This window comes from Zavarzinella formosa DSM 19928, assembly GCF_000255705.1.
Classification (GTDB): domain Bacteria; phylum Planctomycetota; class Planctomycetia; order Gemmatales; family Gemmataceae; genus Zavarzinella; species Zavarzinella formosa.
Map to the genome: position 1 here is coordinate 634,698 of NZ_JH636443.1, position 14,833 is coordinate 649,530.

11 protein-coding genes and 1 pseudogene are annotated in these 14,833 nt (G+C 59.8%); 4 read left to right on the plus strand and 8 right to left on the minus strand.

All coding sequences use genetic code 11. The features are described from left to right. Positions 1–156 precede the first annotated feature (156 nt). Positions 157–2,676 (plus strand): tetratricopeptide repeat protein, encoded by a 2,520-nt coding sequence (locus BGIM_RS0128110; protein ID WP_020473024.1) that lies wholly within the window; start codon positions 157–159, stop codon positions 2,674–2,676. A 10-nt stretch (positions 2,677–2,686) separates the two neighbouring features. Here BGIM_RS0128110 and BGIM_RS52815 read toward each other — a convergent pair whose 3' ends face one another. Further along, a complete protein-coding gene (locus BGIM_RS52815) occupies positions 2,687–3,913 on the minus strand; it encodes an AAA family ATPase (protein ID WP_020473025.1) in 1,227 nt (408 codons plus the stop codon). A gap of 53 nt (positions 3,914–3,966) precedes the next feature. Then, positions 3,967–4,551 (minus strand): 2OG-Fe(II) oxygenase, encoded by a 585-nt coding sequence (locus BGIM_RS0128120; RefSeq protein ID WP_020473026.1) that lies wholly within the window; start codon positions 4,549–4,551, stop codon positions 3,967–3,969. 720 nt (positions 4,552–5,271) lie between these two features. Between BGIM_RS0128120 and BGIM_RS58410 the strand changes: the two genes are divergently transcribed. Both BGIM_RS58410 and BGIM_RS0128135 read left to right on the plus strand, forming a co-directional pair. Continuing rightward, complete coding sequence (locus tag BGIM_RS58410; protein WP_020473028.1) at positions 5,272–7,281, plus strand: hypothetical protein; 2,010 nt, start codon at positions 5,272–5,274, stop codon at positions 7,279–7,281. Between the two features lie 198 nt (positions 7,282–7,479). Then, positions 7,480–7,863, plus strand: coding sequence for a VOC family protein (locus BGIM_RS0128135; RefSeq protein ID WP_029630676.1), 384 nt, complete (start codon positions 7,480–7,482; stop codon positions 7,861–7,863). Between the two features lie 4 nt (positions 7,864–7,867). Here the strand turns inward: BGIM_RS0128135 and BGIM_RS58415 are convergent, their stop codons facing one another. From BGIM_RS58415 to BGIM_RS0128165, 6 genes are read right to left on the minus strand one after another with little or no spacing between them, the layout of a single operon-like run. Next, the gene (locus BGIM_RS58415) at positions 7,868–10,525 is read right to left on the minus strand and encodes a response regulator (protein WP_020473030.1); all 2,658 of its coding nucleotides are present in this window, start codon (positions 10,523–10,525) and stop codon (positions 7,868–7,870) included. Continuing rightward, on the minus strand, positions 10,525–11,472 hold the full coding sequence (locus BGIM_RS0128145) for a sensor histidine kinase (protein ID WP_020473031.1): 948 nt from the start codon (positions 11,470–11,472) through the stop codon (positions 10,525–10,527). The genes BGIM_RS58415 and BGIM_RS0128145 overlap by 1 nt, the downstream gene beginning before the upstream one ends. Position 11,473: 1 nt before the next feature. After that, a complete protein-coding gene (locus BGIM_RS0128150; protein ID WP_020473032.1) occupies positions 11,474–12,496 on the minus strand; it encodes an ATP-binding SpoIIE family protein phosphatase in 1,023 nt (340 codons plus the stop codon). Positions 12,497–12,502: 6 nt separating this feature from the next. Further along, positions 12,503–12,907 carry an anti-sigma regulatory factor gene (locus tag BGIM_RS0128155; protein WP_020473033.1) on the minus strand — a complete coding sequence of 135 codons (405 nt, stop codon included), beginning with the start codon at positions 12,905–12,907 and terminating at the stop codon, positions 12,503–12,505. Continuing rightward, the gene (locus tag BGIM_RS0128160; RefSeq protein WP_020473034.1) at positions 12,888–13,304 is read right to left on the minus strand and encodes an STAS domain-containing protein; all 417 of its coding nucleotides are present in this window, start codon (positions 13,302–13,304) and stop codon (positions 12,888–12,890) included. Before BGIM_RS0128160 ends, BGIM_RS0128155 begins: the two co-directional genes overlap by 20 nt. Then, the gene (locus tag BGIM_RS0128165; protein ID WP_020473035.1) at positions 13,301–14,143 is read right to left on the minus strand and encodes an STAS domain-containing protein; all 843 of its coding nucleotides are present in this window, start codon (positions 14,141–14,143) and stop codon (positions 13,301–13,303) included. Before BGIM_RS0128165 ends, BGIM_RS0128160 begins: the two co-directional genes overlap by 4 nt. A gap of 367 nt (positions 14,144–14,510) precedes the next feature. Here BGIM_RS0128165 and BGIM_RS65015 point away from each other — a divergent pair. After that, positions 14,511–14,833: pseudogene (locus BGIM_RS65015) on the plus strand (hypothetical protein); the annotation flags it as partial.

Here is a 14,833-nt window from a genome sequence, read left to right on the forward strand (position 1 = left end):
ACTCTGGAATCATTCCGCTTTTGCCCGCCAATAGATGTTGATATGACTTCGATTCGGGCGGGGGTATTTTACTTCACTCCGCCGCCCCTCCCGGCTAGCATGGGCTGAAAATCTTTCGACCGTCCCCGCTTTCGCGACGGACAAGGACCGCGACACATGCCCTTCGTCATCAACGGTGTCGGCACTTGGTATTACGGCAAAAAACGCATCCACACGATCAGGGAAACGTGCGAATTTTGCAACCGCCAGACGGATTTGTCGTCCTACGACACCACCTTGTTTTTCGTCGTCGCGTTCATCCCCCTCATTCCGATCCGGCGGTTGCGGGTGCTGCGAAGCTGCGCCGTCTGCCAGAAACACCGGCTCATCAGCCTCGCCAAATGGGAGGCGGCCAAGTCGAGCGACAGCGGTGAATTGCTGGAGGCGCTGAAATCCGATCCGGACAACCGCGAAACCATCATGCGGGCCATTCGCTTTTCAATGGCCTATCAGGACGAACCCCTTTTCAACAACACGGTCGAGGCGCTGGCCGCCGCGAGAACCGACGATGCCGAGATCCAGACATTGCTCGGCCACGGCTATTCCTATTTCTCTCGCTGGCCCGAGGCGGGGGAGGCGTTTGAAGCGGCCGTGCAGGCCGGGGACAGCGAAGAGCGGCGAGAGTCGCTTGCCTGGGCTTTGCTGAAGCAAGATCGCCCTGACGAGGCGAAACCGTGGCTTCAACATGTGTTGGACAACAAAAAACGCGACGCGGCCGGGATGGTCTATCACCTCGTCAAAGGCTATCAGGCCCAGGGGCGCCACGAGGAAGCGCTTGAGATCATGGACGAGCGGGACAAGGTTTTTCCGGAGTGGGCCTCCCTCAAGGAATACACGGAACAGCGCAAAACCTCGACCCGTTATCGCGGCTCGGGCAAAAAAGTGGCTTCCGCCGCGCTCTCCTCGCCGAACACCGGTTACCGGGAGGGAAACTGGACCTCCAACTGGCCCCGCTGGGTGGCCGCGAGCGTTGTCCTCGGAGCCATCGCCTTCTATCTCGGATCGGCGTTCTGGATCGGGAAGAATCGCAAGGTCTATTTCGTCAACGGGACCAACAAGCCCTATGCCGTCGTGGTCGGCGGTGAAAGGCACAACCTCACCCCTCATGCGGCCATGCCGATCCGCGTGGCCGAGGGGGATGTCGAAGTGGCGTTTGGCGACGACAAACCCGGCCTGGAACCGGTCCGCTGCCGGATCGAGACCTCGTTTTGGGGCCGGCCGTTCGCCAACCGTACCTTTGTCATCAACCCCGACGAGTCGGCGGTCATCCTTGAGGAAGAGACCTACTACGCGAAAAACAACCCGCCGGCGTCCCGGAAGCCGACGATCCATTTTGGCAACAGCCACTACGAAATGTCCGGCATCGATTACGAGTTCGAGGAATTCCCGCAAACCCTTCAGGTCAAGAAGAGCACCGAGGTCAGGAAGACGGGCGTCTTCCTGTTCTCAGCCATTGCCCCCGAGGAATACGCCGAGATGGTGGAGGGTTTGGAGCCAAACCGGCAGGCTGGCTTCTGCCAAAAACTGTTGCGTCTCGATCCGGGCGAAACGATCTTCCTTCACTGGATGGCCAGCAGGCTTCCCTCGGAGGAGACAATGCGGTTTGTCGAAACCCGGCTGGCCGACCGGCCGATTCTGGTTGAATGGCATCGGGTGTTCCAATCAATGATGGAACAACTCCACCCCGAAACTGACCTGCGCCCCCGCTATCGCCTGCTTGTCGCCGAAACCAATTCCAATCCCGAGGCGCTTTATCTGCTCGGCCGGTGTGATCCGGACCCGGTCGAGTCTGACAAGCTTTATCGACAGTCGGCGACAGCCGCCGTCCCCTCGGGATATGCGTTCTATAGTTTGGGTTATCGCGCTTTGAGCGAGGGGAAATTTCCCGAGGCCGTCCAATGGTTTCAAAAAGCTTTTGAGTCGCTCGCTGACAAGACACTGGTCCGGAGGCTTCGCCAAGAATCGTTGCTGGCCAGCGGCGACTATGACGCCCTGTTGAACTCGCTGCAACAGGACATGGTTCTTCCGGGTCGTCGGCGGGAAAGCCAGATGCAGATGCTTCGTGTGAACGCCATTCGGGGCGACAAGGCCCGGACCACCCAGGTGATTGCCGATGTGATGCGGGATTGTGCGCCCGACCAACGAGTGGCCATGCAGCAAATACTCGATTCGCTGGTGTGCTGCTGCCAGAATGATGTCGGGGGTTATTTGCGGAGAAACAGCGGCAAACCGTCGTTCGAGACGGCTTTCCTTGAGGGGCAGCCGGTTCGGGCCGCCGAACTGGCAAAATCGGCCCGCTTTCCGACCGGGGTGGTTTTGGGTTTGCTATGGCTGGAGGCCAGTCTCGCCGGCAAGAAGGAAATCGCCGAGGCTCACTTCAACAAGTTGCTGGATGAACTGAAAAAAGCGGGCCGCGACGAGCGTCTGTTCGGCGAGGTTCTGGCGGGCCGCCAACCGGCCGAGGCCGAACATGCCGAACGAATCCACATCGAACCTTCCGCCAAGCGCGTCCTGCTGGCCGTCCTGGCCAAGCGACAACCGGCCCGGTCGGCGGAGTTGCTGGCCTTGGCCAAAAAACTCGATTTTCAACACGATGCGATTTCGCTGTGCCTGGCGAAATATCTGCAAAAGTCCTGACCGGATTTCATCAATGTGTCCCGGCGGCGATGGCCGCCGGGGCCGGGAGCAGCCGGACGCTGTTCATTTGCTCCCGAAGCCCGATGAGTTGGGACGGCATGGTTTCGTCCATCGGCGCCTCCCCGCTGTTCATCCAGGCCATTGCGGAAGACAGCACCAGTTCCTTCAGGTAGGCGAAGGAAAACCCCTCGGTCGATGCCGCGACGAAGTCGATGCCCGCGTCGGTCAGTTGAAGGGCCGGGTCGAGCCGCTGGTTCCACCATTGCAGATAGGCGGCGCGTTCGGCGAGGGCGGGGAGGTCAAAGTGATACTTGCGGTCGAAACGGCTGGGCCGGTCGATGATCGCGGGGTCGAGTTTCTCCGGGTGGTTGGTGGTGGCGATGACCAGCAGGCCCTCGTTTTTGCGGAAGCCGTCGAGTTCGTTCAGGAAGAAGGAACGGTTCTCGGCGTCGATCAGGGCGTCCACATCTTCCATCACCAAAATGCACGGGGCTGATTCGCGGGCCTTGACAAACACTTCGCAGATGCTGCGGTCTTCGTTTTGATAACGGGATTTCAGGCTTTTCACATACAGGCAGGGTTTCTTCAGATCGTTGACCAGCGCCTGAATCAGATGGGTCTTGCCGTTCCCCGGCGGGCCGAGCAGGATCAGGCCACGTTTCCAAGGAATGTTGAACCGGCGATAGCGGTCGCGTGAATCAAAGAAAGTCGCGGCGTCATTCCGGATGGTTTCCTTCAATCCCGGCGGCAGGATCAGGTTGTCCAGCCGCGACGACTGGATCGACTTGAACAGTTCGGCATCCTTTTGCCAGAAACCTTCCTGAAAAACGTAAATCTCATCACGAATCGGTGTGCTCCAGCGACAGACGGCGGCGAAGAAACCATGCGCCGTCGCTTCGTTTTCCGCGACGATCCAGACACGATTCGACATGCCGCAGGCCGTTTCATACTGGATTTGCAGCAATCCAAGTGTCTGCCCCTCCCACTGCACGTCAAAAAAACCGTTCATGACCGACCGATATTCCCGGTCCAGCGTCGGCAGCCACGCATGAACGGCTTCCTCAAGAAAATCCGGTTTCGGCGAGCATTTGCAAAACCCGGCCTCCGCAAATTGCGCCCAGATAAAATGGGGTTCCCCCGTCTCCAAAATGAACGAGTTTGGCGAATGCAGCCGCAGAGCCGTCAACGCCGCATAGGAAATGCCGGAGGCGGGATTCCGAAGGATGTCCAGGATCATGGGGCTTTGCCTTGAAGAAAGCATCGTTGTGTTTGTGATACGAGCCGCACGACTCACGCCATCCGGCACATGACATCCGACCGCATGACATACTTGACGCCTTCGGTGACCACTTCGCCGGTGTGCAGCAGATCGTGCCGAAACACCAGCGCCAGCCCGGCCGCCGGTTGCACGCGCAACAGCGGGTCGCCGTCCCGGACGACGCCCGAGCGGCGCAGATTAAAAGCAGTGTTCCCGCCGGAGAAGCCGCCGTTCAGATAGATCATGAACGTGAGCTTGCTGCTCTCGCCATTGTTGCGGTGAAAGGCTCCGTCGAAGTGCCATTCAAACTTCTGGCCGGCGACATAACGATAATGCCGAAACCGCTCGTTCAGCCCGCACGGCTCCCACCGGCCGATCCGCTCCGGCAGCAACGACTTGACGCGGTCAAACAACCCGGCCGCCAGCGGTTCGTCGTCGATCATCACCCGCGTGTTGTTGCGAAACTCCCGATGGATCATGACCCCAAACGTGGTGTTGATCGGCGCCTCCTCAAACCCGCCCGCCTCGGCCACGCCGATGAGAATCTCGCACTCGGCGGCCGTCAGGAAGTTGTGGATCACGAAGATGTCGTCGCCAAGAAGTTCTTCTTTCTGCATGGCCGGTCTCAGAGGATGGTTCGCCCAAAGACGGCCGGAGAGCGAGAGAGGTTCACTTCAATTAGTGTGAGCGGAAAGAATGAGGCAGTCGGCGATTAGAGTACTCCGCACGCTCCGCGTGCGGGCGGCACTTTGACCTGTTTCATCGTCTGGCCACAGGGCAAGCCCCATCCGCACGCGGAGCGTGCGGAGTACTCTAATCGCCGACCGCCTCATTCTTTCCGCTTGCTCTTAGTCTGGCGCCGGGCCTTGGTTGATATGCGTTTCTCGAACGGGCCAGAGCATCATTTGAGTTGCTTGACCCACCCCCGTGAACCGAAAATCTACATGGAACGATCATTTTGGGCCATTTTCAATCACCCGAAATCGCTGCGCATTTGTCCAAAATCATTAGGCGACCCCCCTGTTTTTCCGAGGTTTTTGAAAAATAGTGTTCAGTTGGCCCACTGTTTTTGACCAGTTGGGTGGGTGTTCAACTGTTCAAAAATGGTCACCGGATGGTTGTTTTCGATGTTTTCAGGTCACTTTTGGGACGGATTTTGGGCGGTTTGAAAATCCGAAAACCGTAAGCCCTGTAGCCTCTTGGCTTCCGGCGAATTTCCAAGCTCAGGTTTCGTTCATTCGGGCTTTCGGCAAATTTTTTCCATTTTGATGCACGAAACCCGGACTCGCCCCCCACTTATATTGGGTGACGACCGAATTCCGTCCGGAGGCGATGCCATGTTACGACTGACTCTTCGCACGTTGTTGGCCTATCTGGATGACACGCTTGATCCCGCCCAGGCCAAGGACATGGGGCGGCGGGTGGCTGAGAGTGATTTCGCCCAGGAGACCGTCGAGCGCATCAAGAACGTCACCCGGCGGCGGCGGCTGGCGGCTCCGGCCGTCGATCAGGAGGATTCGCGGGCCGACGCCAACACCATCGCGGAATATCTCGATAATTCGCTTCCTTCCGAGCAAATTGCTGAATTGGAGGCCGCCGCGCTCAAGCATGATGTGCTGCTGGCGGAAGTGGCCGCCAGCCATCAGATTCTCACGCTGGTGCTTGGGGAACCGGCCAAGGTGCCCCCGACCGCCCGGCAGCGGATGTACGGACTGGTGAAGGGGCCGGAAGCGTTGCCGAACCGGAAGCCCTCCGCCGTCGTGCCCCCCATCGCCGGGGTCGCCCCGCCGCCGACGGAAGTGGTTCCCGTCATGGATGAGGATTTGATCGGCACGTTGAGGGGGTCGCGCAAATTCTTGTGGGCGGGCGGGTTTGTCGCCATCCTCGCCGCCTTGGTGGTCGCTGTGTGGATGGCCATCCCGGCCCCGCCGGAACCGGGGCATGGTCAGGGATATGTCGCCTTTGCCACCGCCCCGAATCCGGTCGTGAGTCTGCCGAAGATGCCAGACGCAAAACCGGGCGTTGTTGATCCGAAGATTCCGAACGGGACCGAGCCGAAGATGCCTCCGGTCGCTGTCGCTCCTTTGCCGGAACCTCGCGTGGTGATGGATGTCATCATGCCGCCGATGCCGAAGGATGTCTCCGCGGAACGGAAGGCGATCGGCTTGTACGACACCCCGACGCAACCGTTGCTCGTCCGCAAGGCCGATTCGACCAAGTGGGAACTGGTGAAGCCGGACGACGGCCGGTTGTTCTCGACGGACACCTTCATGGCCCTGCCGGGTTTCCATCCCTCGGTGAAGCTCGACAACGGCACACAGTTCGAGTTGTGGGGCAACATCCCCGAGTTTCTCAACGTCCCGGCCCTCGAATCCCGTGTGACGTTCTACCTGCCCCCCGAGGGCTTCGACGCCGATCTGACGCTCCACGCCGGCCGGGTGTTTATCCGGGCGCCGGCCGACAAAAAGGACGTGAAGATTCGCGTGCGATTCCTGGAGGAGATTTGGAACATCGTCCTCACGGAGGCTGGCACAGAAATCGCCATCGACCGCCTCGGCGAACCGGCCAAAAGCCCGATCTTTGACCCGGTGATTTTGGAATCGCCCCGTTCTCTCGTCTATCTCGGCGTCATCAAAGGGGAGGCCAGCGCGCAAGTGGGGCTGGCCAATTCCGGCCCGTTGGCGGCCGGAAGCAAATTCAAATGGGACAGCAAAGGAGGCCGGGCCGACATCGCCCCCGCGAACGATCCAGACGAGGCCGCGCTGAGCGATCGCTGGTCCGTGCGAATTCCGGGCACCCCGGCCGCCAAGGACATTGAGAAGGCCATCGAAGAATGGAAACGCCGGGCCGCCGTGTCGAAGGGAATGCTGGACGCTGATTTCGACGCGGTCCTGCGGGATTCCAAGGAACCCGTTTCGCACCGGGCGCTGGCCGCGTGGTATTTGCAGGCGACAGACAACATCCCCGTCCTGCTGGACAGCCTGGAGCTTGATTCCTCCCCCGTGCGGGATGCCGTCGTCCGGGCCGCCCGGCATTGGTGCGCCCAGTCGCCGGATCGGGAAAAGGCATTTGCCATCTTCCTCGCGGAGAAGAAAACCTATCCGGACGACCAGCGGACATTGGTTCAAGCCCTGCTTCGGTCACGCGACGACGCGGCGCCCGGCACGACGGACCAACTGTTCCGCCTGCTGCGGCACGAACGGCTGGCCATCCGGGAACTCGCCCGGTTTCAACTGGCCCAACTGGATCCGCTCAGCGCCGAGGAGGCGGGCTACGAGGCCGCCGCCGAGGCGACCCGCCGGGCCGATCAGATCGTGAACTGGCAGAAAAAGTTTATGCGGAAGTAAAAGCAAACAGGGAGAGTGAGCAGTCGGCGATTAGAGTACTCCGCACGCTCCGCGTGCGGGACTATGGCCCGTTTCATCGTCTGGCCACGGGGGAAGTCCCATCCGCACGCGGAGCGTGCGGAATACTCTGGTTCTCGACCGTTTCATTCTTTCTATTCGTTCCAATATCCAGCCTTCAACACCCAAACGGAGATCACCGTGGGCCGAGTCATGCACTTTGAGATTCACGCCGAGAACCCCGAGCGGGCCATCGGATTTTACAAAACTCTGTTCGGCTGGGAGTTCTCGTCTTGGGGCGGCCCGATGGAATACTGGCTCATCAAAACCGGCGAGGACGGCACGCCGGGAATCAACGGAGGCTTGCTGCGTCGTCAGGGGACGGTCGACGGGCAGGCGGTCATCGCCTACGTTTGCACGATCGGGGTGAAGTCGCTGGACGAATCGCTCGAAACGGCCCTGAAGAACGGGGGGACGCTTGCCCTCCCGAAGATGCCAATTCCGGGCATGGGCTGGCTGGCTTATGCGAAGGACACCGAGGGAAACATCTTCGGCATGATGCAACCCGACCCGACGGCCGCGTGAGGCATCACCGTATTTTCGCCAGCAATTCTTTGATGAGAGCCGGTTCGGCCGGTTTCGTCAGGTGGTGATCGAAACCGGCGGTTTTGGTTCGCACTTTGTCGGCGTCCTGTCCCCAGCCGGTCAGGGCGACCAGCGTCATTCCCTGGCTCCAAGATTGATCCCGAATGCGGCGGGCGGCCTCGTATCCGTCCAGCCTCGGCATCCCGAGATCCATCAAAATGACATCGGGCCGGAATTCCTCCGCCGCCCGGATCGCCTCAATCCCGTCGCCCGCCAACCGGACCTCGTGCCCCAAAATCCCGAGGATCATTCCCAAGGAATCGGCGGCGTCCTTGTTGTCGTCCACCACCAAAATGCGATGAACGGCCGTCGGCGCCACCGGCTTCTTTTCCACGGCAGGAGCGGATGACAAACTTTCCTCGGGAAGAATCGGCAGGCGAACGGTGAATTCCGTTCCGAGGCCGGCACCCTCGCTGTGAACTTGGATTGATCCGCTGTGCATTTGCAGGATTTGCCGAACAAGCGTCAGGCCGATTCCCAAGCCGGAATACTCCGCCTCGTCGGGACGATCCACCTGAACGAACATCTCAAAGATCCGCTGCTGCATCTCGAAGGGGATGCCCAGCCCGTTGTCCCGGACGCGGATGACGACCTCCGGCCCGTCGGCATGGACGGCCAGCGAAATCCGGCCGCCATCCGGCGTGTATTTGGCCGCATTGCTCAGGATGTTCGAGAAAACCTGCGCCAGCCGATTGGGGTCCGCGTCGAGAAACAGCGATTCTCGCGGCAGCGATGTCTCAAGGGTGTGCCCCGCCTTGTCGATAAACGGCCGGATCGACTCGATCGCGTTGCGGATGATTTCCGCGAGTTCGATCTGCCGTTTGCGGATTTGAAGTTTTCCTTGGGTGATTCGGGAGAGATCCAGCAAGTCGTCAATCAGGCGGACCATGTGCTGGGTCTGGCGTTCCATCATCGCCCGGGTGGCCTCGACCTTCCCGGAGAGATTGTCGGACATCCGAATCAATTCCAATCCGGTGCGGATCGGCGCCAGCGGGTTTCGCAATTCGTGGGCGAGGGTGGCGAGAAACTGAAATTGCCGCCGGTTGGCCTCGGACAAGTCCGAGGCGATCTGCCTCAGATTCGTCTCCAGTTGTTTCCGCTCGGTGATCTCGCGGCACACCGTCGAATAGGCGGTGGTCTTTCCGCTGGCGTCTTTATGGGCGAAGGCCTTGCAATTCATCCACAGGCTCTCCCCGGTTTTCAAATGCCGGACCTGTGTTTCGATTTCTGCCTGTCCGTCGGCCAGAAGCGAGGGGAGAATTTTTTCGAGAAGCTGCCGATGATCGTCGGGCTGGAACAACTCTTCCGGGCGAATCCGGCCGGCCGATTCCAAATCATCCAGGCCGATCATCCGCAACCCGGCGTGGTTGACGTAAAGCGGCTTCCCGGCCAGGTCGTAGGTGGCGATGAAGTCGGTGCTGCTTTCCACCAGCGAGACGAATTTTTGCCGTTCCTGCTCGGCGACGCGGAGATCCTCAATGTCGGTGTTGGTGCCGAACCAGAGCTCGATCTTTCCATTTTCATCCCGGACGGGCTGCATCCGGCTCAGGAACCAGCGGTAAACGCCGTCGTGTCGGCGGAGACGGAACATGTCTTCCCACGATTCGCCCGAACGGAAGTGGTCCCTGATTTTGGCCGTCACCTGGTCCGATTCGGCGGGGTCGATCACCGCCTCCCAGCCCCCGGCGATCATTTGTTCGAGGGTGGCGCCGGTGTAGTCCAGCCAGCGGTTGTTGTACCAGAAGATGTATCCGTCCGGCCGGGCCACCCAGGCGAGTTGGGAGATCGAGTTCGCCATCGTACGGAACCGCGATTCGCTCTCCCGGAGGGCGGTCTCGGCCCGGTGTTTGTCCGTCGCATCGCGGGTCACGCCCAAGATATGCTCGACCGTTCCGGCGGCGTTGAATTCCGGCACGAGACGCGCGGAGTAAAAGCGGATTCCGTCCGGGGTTTGAAAGCTGAACTCGATTTCCAGCGGCTTCCCGGTTCGGAACACGTTCGCCAGCGAATAATCCCACAGGTCGCACTGCTCGGCCGGCATTCCGAGTTCGCGGTTGGTTTTGCCCAGGAAATCGGCCACCGGCCGGCCGGTCGCTTTTTCGACGGCCGCGTTGACGAACGTATGCCGAAACTCCCGGTCAAAGCGACTCAGAATGTCGGGCGTGTTGTCGGCGAGGGCCTGCAATTCCCGCTCTCGCTGCCGGACCGTTTCCTCGGCCCGGCGCGCCCGAAGCATCGCTCGCACCGTGGCCACCAGCACGCGCGGTTCGACGGGGCGGGTCAGATAGCCGTCCGCCCCCTCGTCCAGTCCGTGGGCGCGGTCGTATTCGCTGACGAACGTGGCCGAGACATGAATGATCGGAATCCGGGCGGTCTTGGGATGGGAGCGGATTTCCCGGCAGACCCGGAAGCCATCGATGTCGGGCAGGTTGACATCCAGCAGAATCACATCCGGCATCATGTCGGAGAGGGCAATCCCTTGCTGGCCGTTTTGGGCCTCCTGGATGACATAGCCGGCCTCCCGAAGAATGCGGCCGGTCGAATAGCGATTGGCCTCCTGATCGTCGACGATCAGGACGACAGGCTTGTCGGGATTGTTCATCAAAGCAGCCTCGCCTTCTCTCCGGGAACCGCGGCGGCCTCTTCGCTCATTGCCTCATGTCCGGGCAATTGAATCGGAATGATGACGGAGAAAGTGGAACCAACCCCGAGCTTGCTTTCCACCCTGATTTCTCCCCCCAGCAATTCCGTCAGGCGCTTGCTGAGCGACAGGCCGAGGCCCGAACCGCGAAGCCGCTTTTGCGCGGAGGAGGCGATTTGCACCCAGTCGTGAAAGATTGATTCCAAGTTCTCGGCGGCGATGCCGATGCCGGTGTCGGCCACCGTGAACATCATCGTGGTCTCGTCGTTCTGACGGACGCCAACCCGGATCTCGCCCCGTTGGGTAAACTTGACCGCGTTCGAGATGAAGTTTCTCAGAATATGAGACAACTTGACGTGATCGGTGAAGAGTCGCGGGATGTTGGCCGGCTCGACGAAGATGAGGGAGATTTCCGATTTGTCCATGATCGGCTTGAACATGCCGCGCAGCGCGGAAAACAAATCCACCATCTCGAACCAAGCAGGCGAGATGGTCACTTTCCCGGCCTCCACCTTCGCCAGATCGAGCAGATCGTTCACCATCTCGGTTAGTTCGGTCGCGGAGTTTTGGATAAACCTCACCTGCTTTTCCTGCTCCTCATTCAGCGGGCCGTCCATCCGGTCCAGCAGGATGCGGGCAATGCTCATGATCGACCCGAGCGGGGTGCGAAACTCATGACTCATGTAGGAGAGGAACCGGCTTTTCAAATCGGAGGCATCCTTGAGCTGCCCCGCCCGGTCGTCGAGTTCGGCGTAGAGCGCCACGACCCCTTGGTTGGTTTCCCGCAATTCGGCGGTCAGCTCATCGATCTGCGTCTGTTGGGACAGGATCTTTTGCCGGAGCAAATCGCGTTCGTTTTCGAGCTCTCGAATCTCTTGCGGAGTTCGGAGGGTATTTTCCGTCGCCATTTTATGCCTGGGTTTCAAGCCGACGGATGACAACGACCGTCAAATCGTCCGGCCCGCGGCCGAAATCACGGGCTAACACCGCCGCGATGACGGCGGGATGCCGTGAGAACAGCCCGGATTGGTGATTGATGGTCCAGCGGCTTTGCATTCCGTCCGAGTGCATCACCAGCAGCCACCCTGTCGGCCATTGATAGTCGTTCGGACGCACCGTTCGCATTTGGGCGCCGAGGGTGCCGTTTTGCGAAACCAAGCCTCGTCGTTCCGAATTGTTCAGCAAGGTTCCCGCGATGTTTCCGACTCCGGCATAGGTGAAAACACTTGATTGGATGACGCATCGACCAATCGCAATCGCCGCTCCCCGCGTTGCCGTCAGTTTCGGATGGGTTCGCTCCAGAAACATGGCCGGTTCTCGATGCGAATCCGGCTGGTCAAATGCTTTTCCAGCCGTCTCGGCCGCCTCGTGGGCCAGCGGGCCGTGGCCAAGCCCGTCTGCAATCATCACGCGAATCTCGGCCTCGGTTTCTTCGATTCGCCAAGTGTCACCGCAAACCGTCTCACGGGGGGCGGGAAGAGAGATTGTCCCCCATTGGAAGTTTTGCCTTGCCGCGCCGCTCGTCTTGCTCACGTTTCCGATCCGGGACAGGATCACGGTCCCGGCCCCGATTGTCGAATCAATGTCAAACTCATGAGAGAGTCGGCGAACCGCGCCGAGACCATTCCCGGGGGTGCCGCCGGTGGAATAGCCATCGGTCATACATCGCCCGACATCCGGCATGCCCGGACCGCGATCAAGGGTGATGATTTCTATGATAGCCCCGCCACCGGGGCCGGGAAGGGTTTGCAGCAGCACTCTTCCTTCGCGGGCATAGCGAGCAAGATTATTGGCCAGTTCGGTGACAATGATGGCGACATTGCCCCGCGCCGTCTCGCCCAGCCCGGCCGCCTCGGCCATCCGAACAGCCGTTCTCCGGGCTTCGCCAACTTGGCTAGCCTCTGTCACATGAACGACCGTCTGGTCCGGCATCCTGTCTCACTTCCAGCGTAAGATCGTCACCCGCGTGCCCTTGCCGGGTGCGGTTTCGATTTCAAACTCATTGACAAGTCTTTTCGCGCCGGAGAGACCGAGGCCCATGCCCCCGCCGGAGGTCCAGCCGTCCGTCAGGGCCAGTTCAAGATCGGGGATTCCAGGCCCCGCATCAACGAAACTAAGCCGCAACCCTTTTTTCAGCCCCTCCGTCAGCATTTCCCAGAGCACGTCGCCACCTTTCCCGTAGGTGACGGTGTTCCGGGCCAGTTCGCTGGCGGCCGTCACCATTTTCGTCTGCTCGACAAGACTAAACCCGCATTCTTGAGCGAGTTTCCGAACGACTTGGCGCACGTTGACGATGTCTTGCTCCGAACGGAGTGACAGCGTGTCACTCTTCACGGTCGGCATCGTCAGCCTCCAATTGATCTGTCTGATCGGCGATGGCCGCCCGCAGAATGTTCATGCCCCGCTCCACGGTCAGGGCGGTGCGAACACCGGCGAGGGTAATCCCTAATTCGACAAGCGTAATAGCCACAGCAGGTTTCATGCCGACCACGACGGTGTGGGCGTCGAGAATCCGCGACATGCTGGAAATGTTGCCAATCATGCGGCCAATGAAGGAATCCACCATATCCAGCGCGGAGATGTCGATCAGCACCCCCTTGGCGCCGGTTTTCTCGATCTTGGCCGTGAGGTCGTCCTGAAGGGTCAGCGCCAGTTGGTCGTGCATGTCCACTTGGATGGTCACCAGCAAGAACGGCCCCATCCGGAGAATCGCGATCCGCTCCACGTTCCCCATGCTCATTGTTTGACCTTTCCGACGGTGAGGCCGAGTCGCTTGAGAGCCAAGGAAAGAGCGTCGGCCAGATTGGCCTTGGTGGTCACGCCTTGAAGATCGACACCCAAGTGAACGATGGTCTGGGCGATCTGCGGCCGGATGCCGCTGATGATGCAGTCCGCCCCCATCAACCGAATCGCCGTGACGGTTTTGAGCAGATGTTGCGCAACCAGCGTGTCAACCGTGGGAACCCCGGTGATGTCGATGATGGCGATTTCCGATTCCGTTTCGACGAGCCGCTGGAGCAGGGCTTCCATGACCACCTGGGTCCGGGCGCTGTCGAGGGTGCCGATCATCGGCAGGGCCAGCACGCCGTCCCATAGTTTGACCACGGGCGTCGACAACTCAAGCAGTTCCTCCTGCTGGCGCCGAATGACATCCTCGCGGGCTTTCTGATAAGTGGTGACAGTGAGCAATCCCAACTTGTCCAGCAGTTCGGTCACTTTCCAAGTCTCGGCCGCCAACGCCTCAGCATTGGCTCCGGAGGTCCGTCGCATGGCCGCAAACAGGAATTTTTTGAGAGAAAAGACAAAGCCGGCCGTTTCCGAACTGGTGAATCCCTGAACGGCCCGCGAACTTGAAATCCGCTCCAGAAATTCTTGCAACGCCAGCCAACTGTCACCTTGGCCCGAGGCTAATTGCCCCTTCTTCGAGGCGTCCCGCAATAACGAGAGGAAGGTCTCGCCTTGGGACCGGAGTTCGGTGACGCCCAGCCGATGGTCGGAACCGCTTTTGGCCGATTGGAGTTCCGCAAGCCATTCATTCAGGATGTTCTGATAATCGTCCCGGAGAACTGAGTCAAACATCAAGCATTCCTTTGATTTTGGATGAAAATCATGATGCGAATCGAGGCCGGAGTGATTTGCATCGATTCCAAATGCTGGAATTTGGAAACCAATGCCTCGCTTGCTCTTGGGGCAGAGGATTAACTATGAAAAAATCACAAAACGGAGCGAGGATAAGGGAAATCCCTGACATGAACGGATTGTTGCAATCTGGAAAGAATTGGTCGCCGAAAGCACATTTACTGCAAAACCAACGGACATTATGTGTGAGATCATCAAGAGCCCCACTGCGTCAGCGGCAGTCGTGTGAAGATCTTTGGAAATCGTAACGTCTGATGAGAGCGGGAGTTATTATTCGCGTTGAGGCGGTTTTGAGCAGGAGACGGGGATGGAAACCCAAGAGATGCCGTTTGAGGCGAGTGTTTTAATGCGTCTCCCGCTGGCGGAGGCGACGCTTCGGTTGATGCGGCATGTGCTCGATCCGGCCGAACTGGACCGGTTGTACGACGAGTTTCGGGGAGGGTGTTACCAACGTCAACTGACGTTTTCCCAAATGGTTCAACTCATCGCCGATTGCCTGCTCGGGCCGGCGGAAAGCGCCCGGGAGCGGCTGTTGGAGGCGGACGAACAGGACGAACTCCCGGCCACGACCCGGGCTTTTTACGACAAGCTGTCCCGGTCTCCCATTGAGGTATCCGCCCGGCTGGTCGG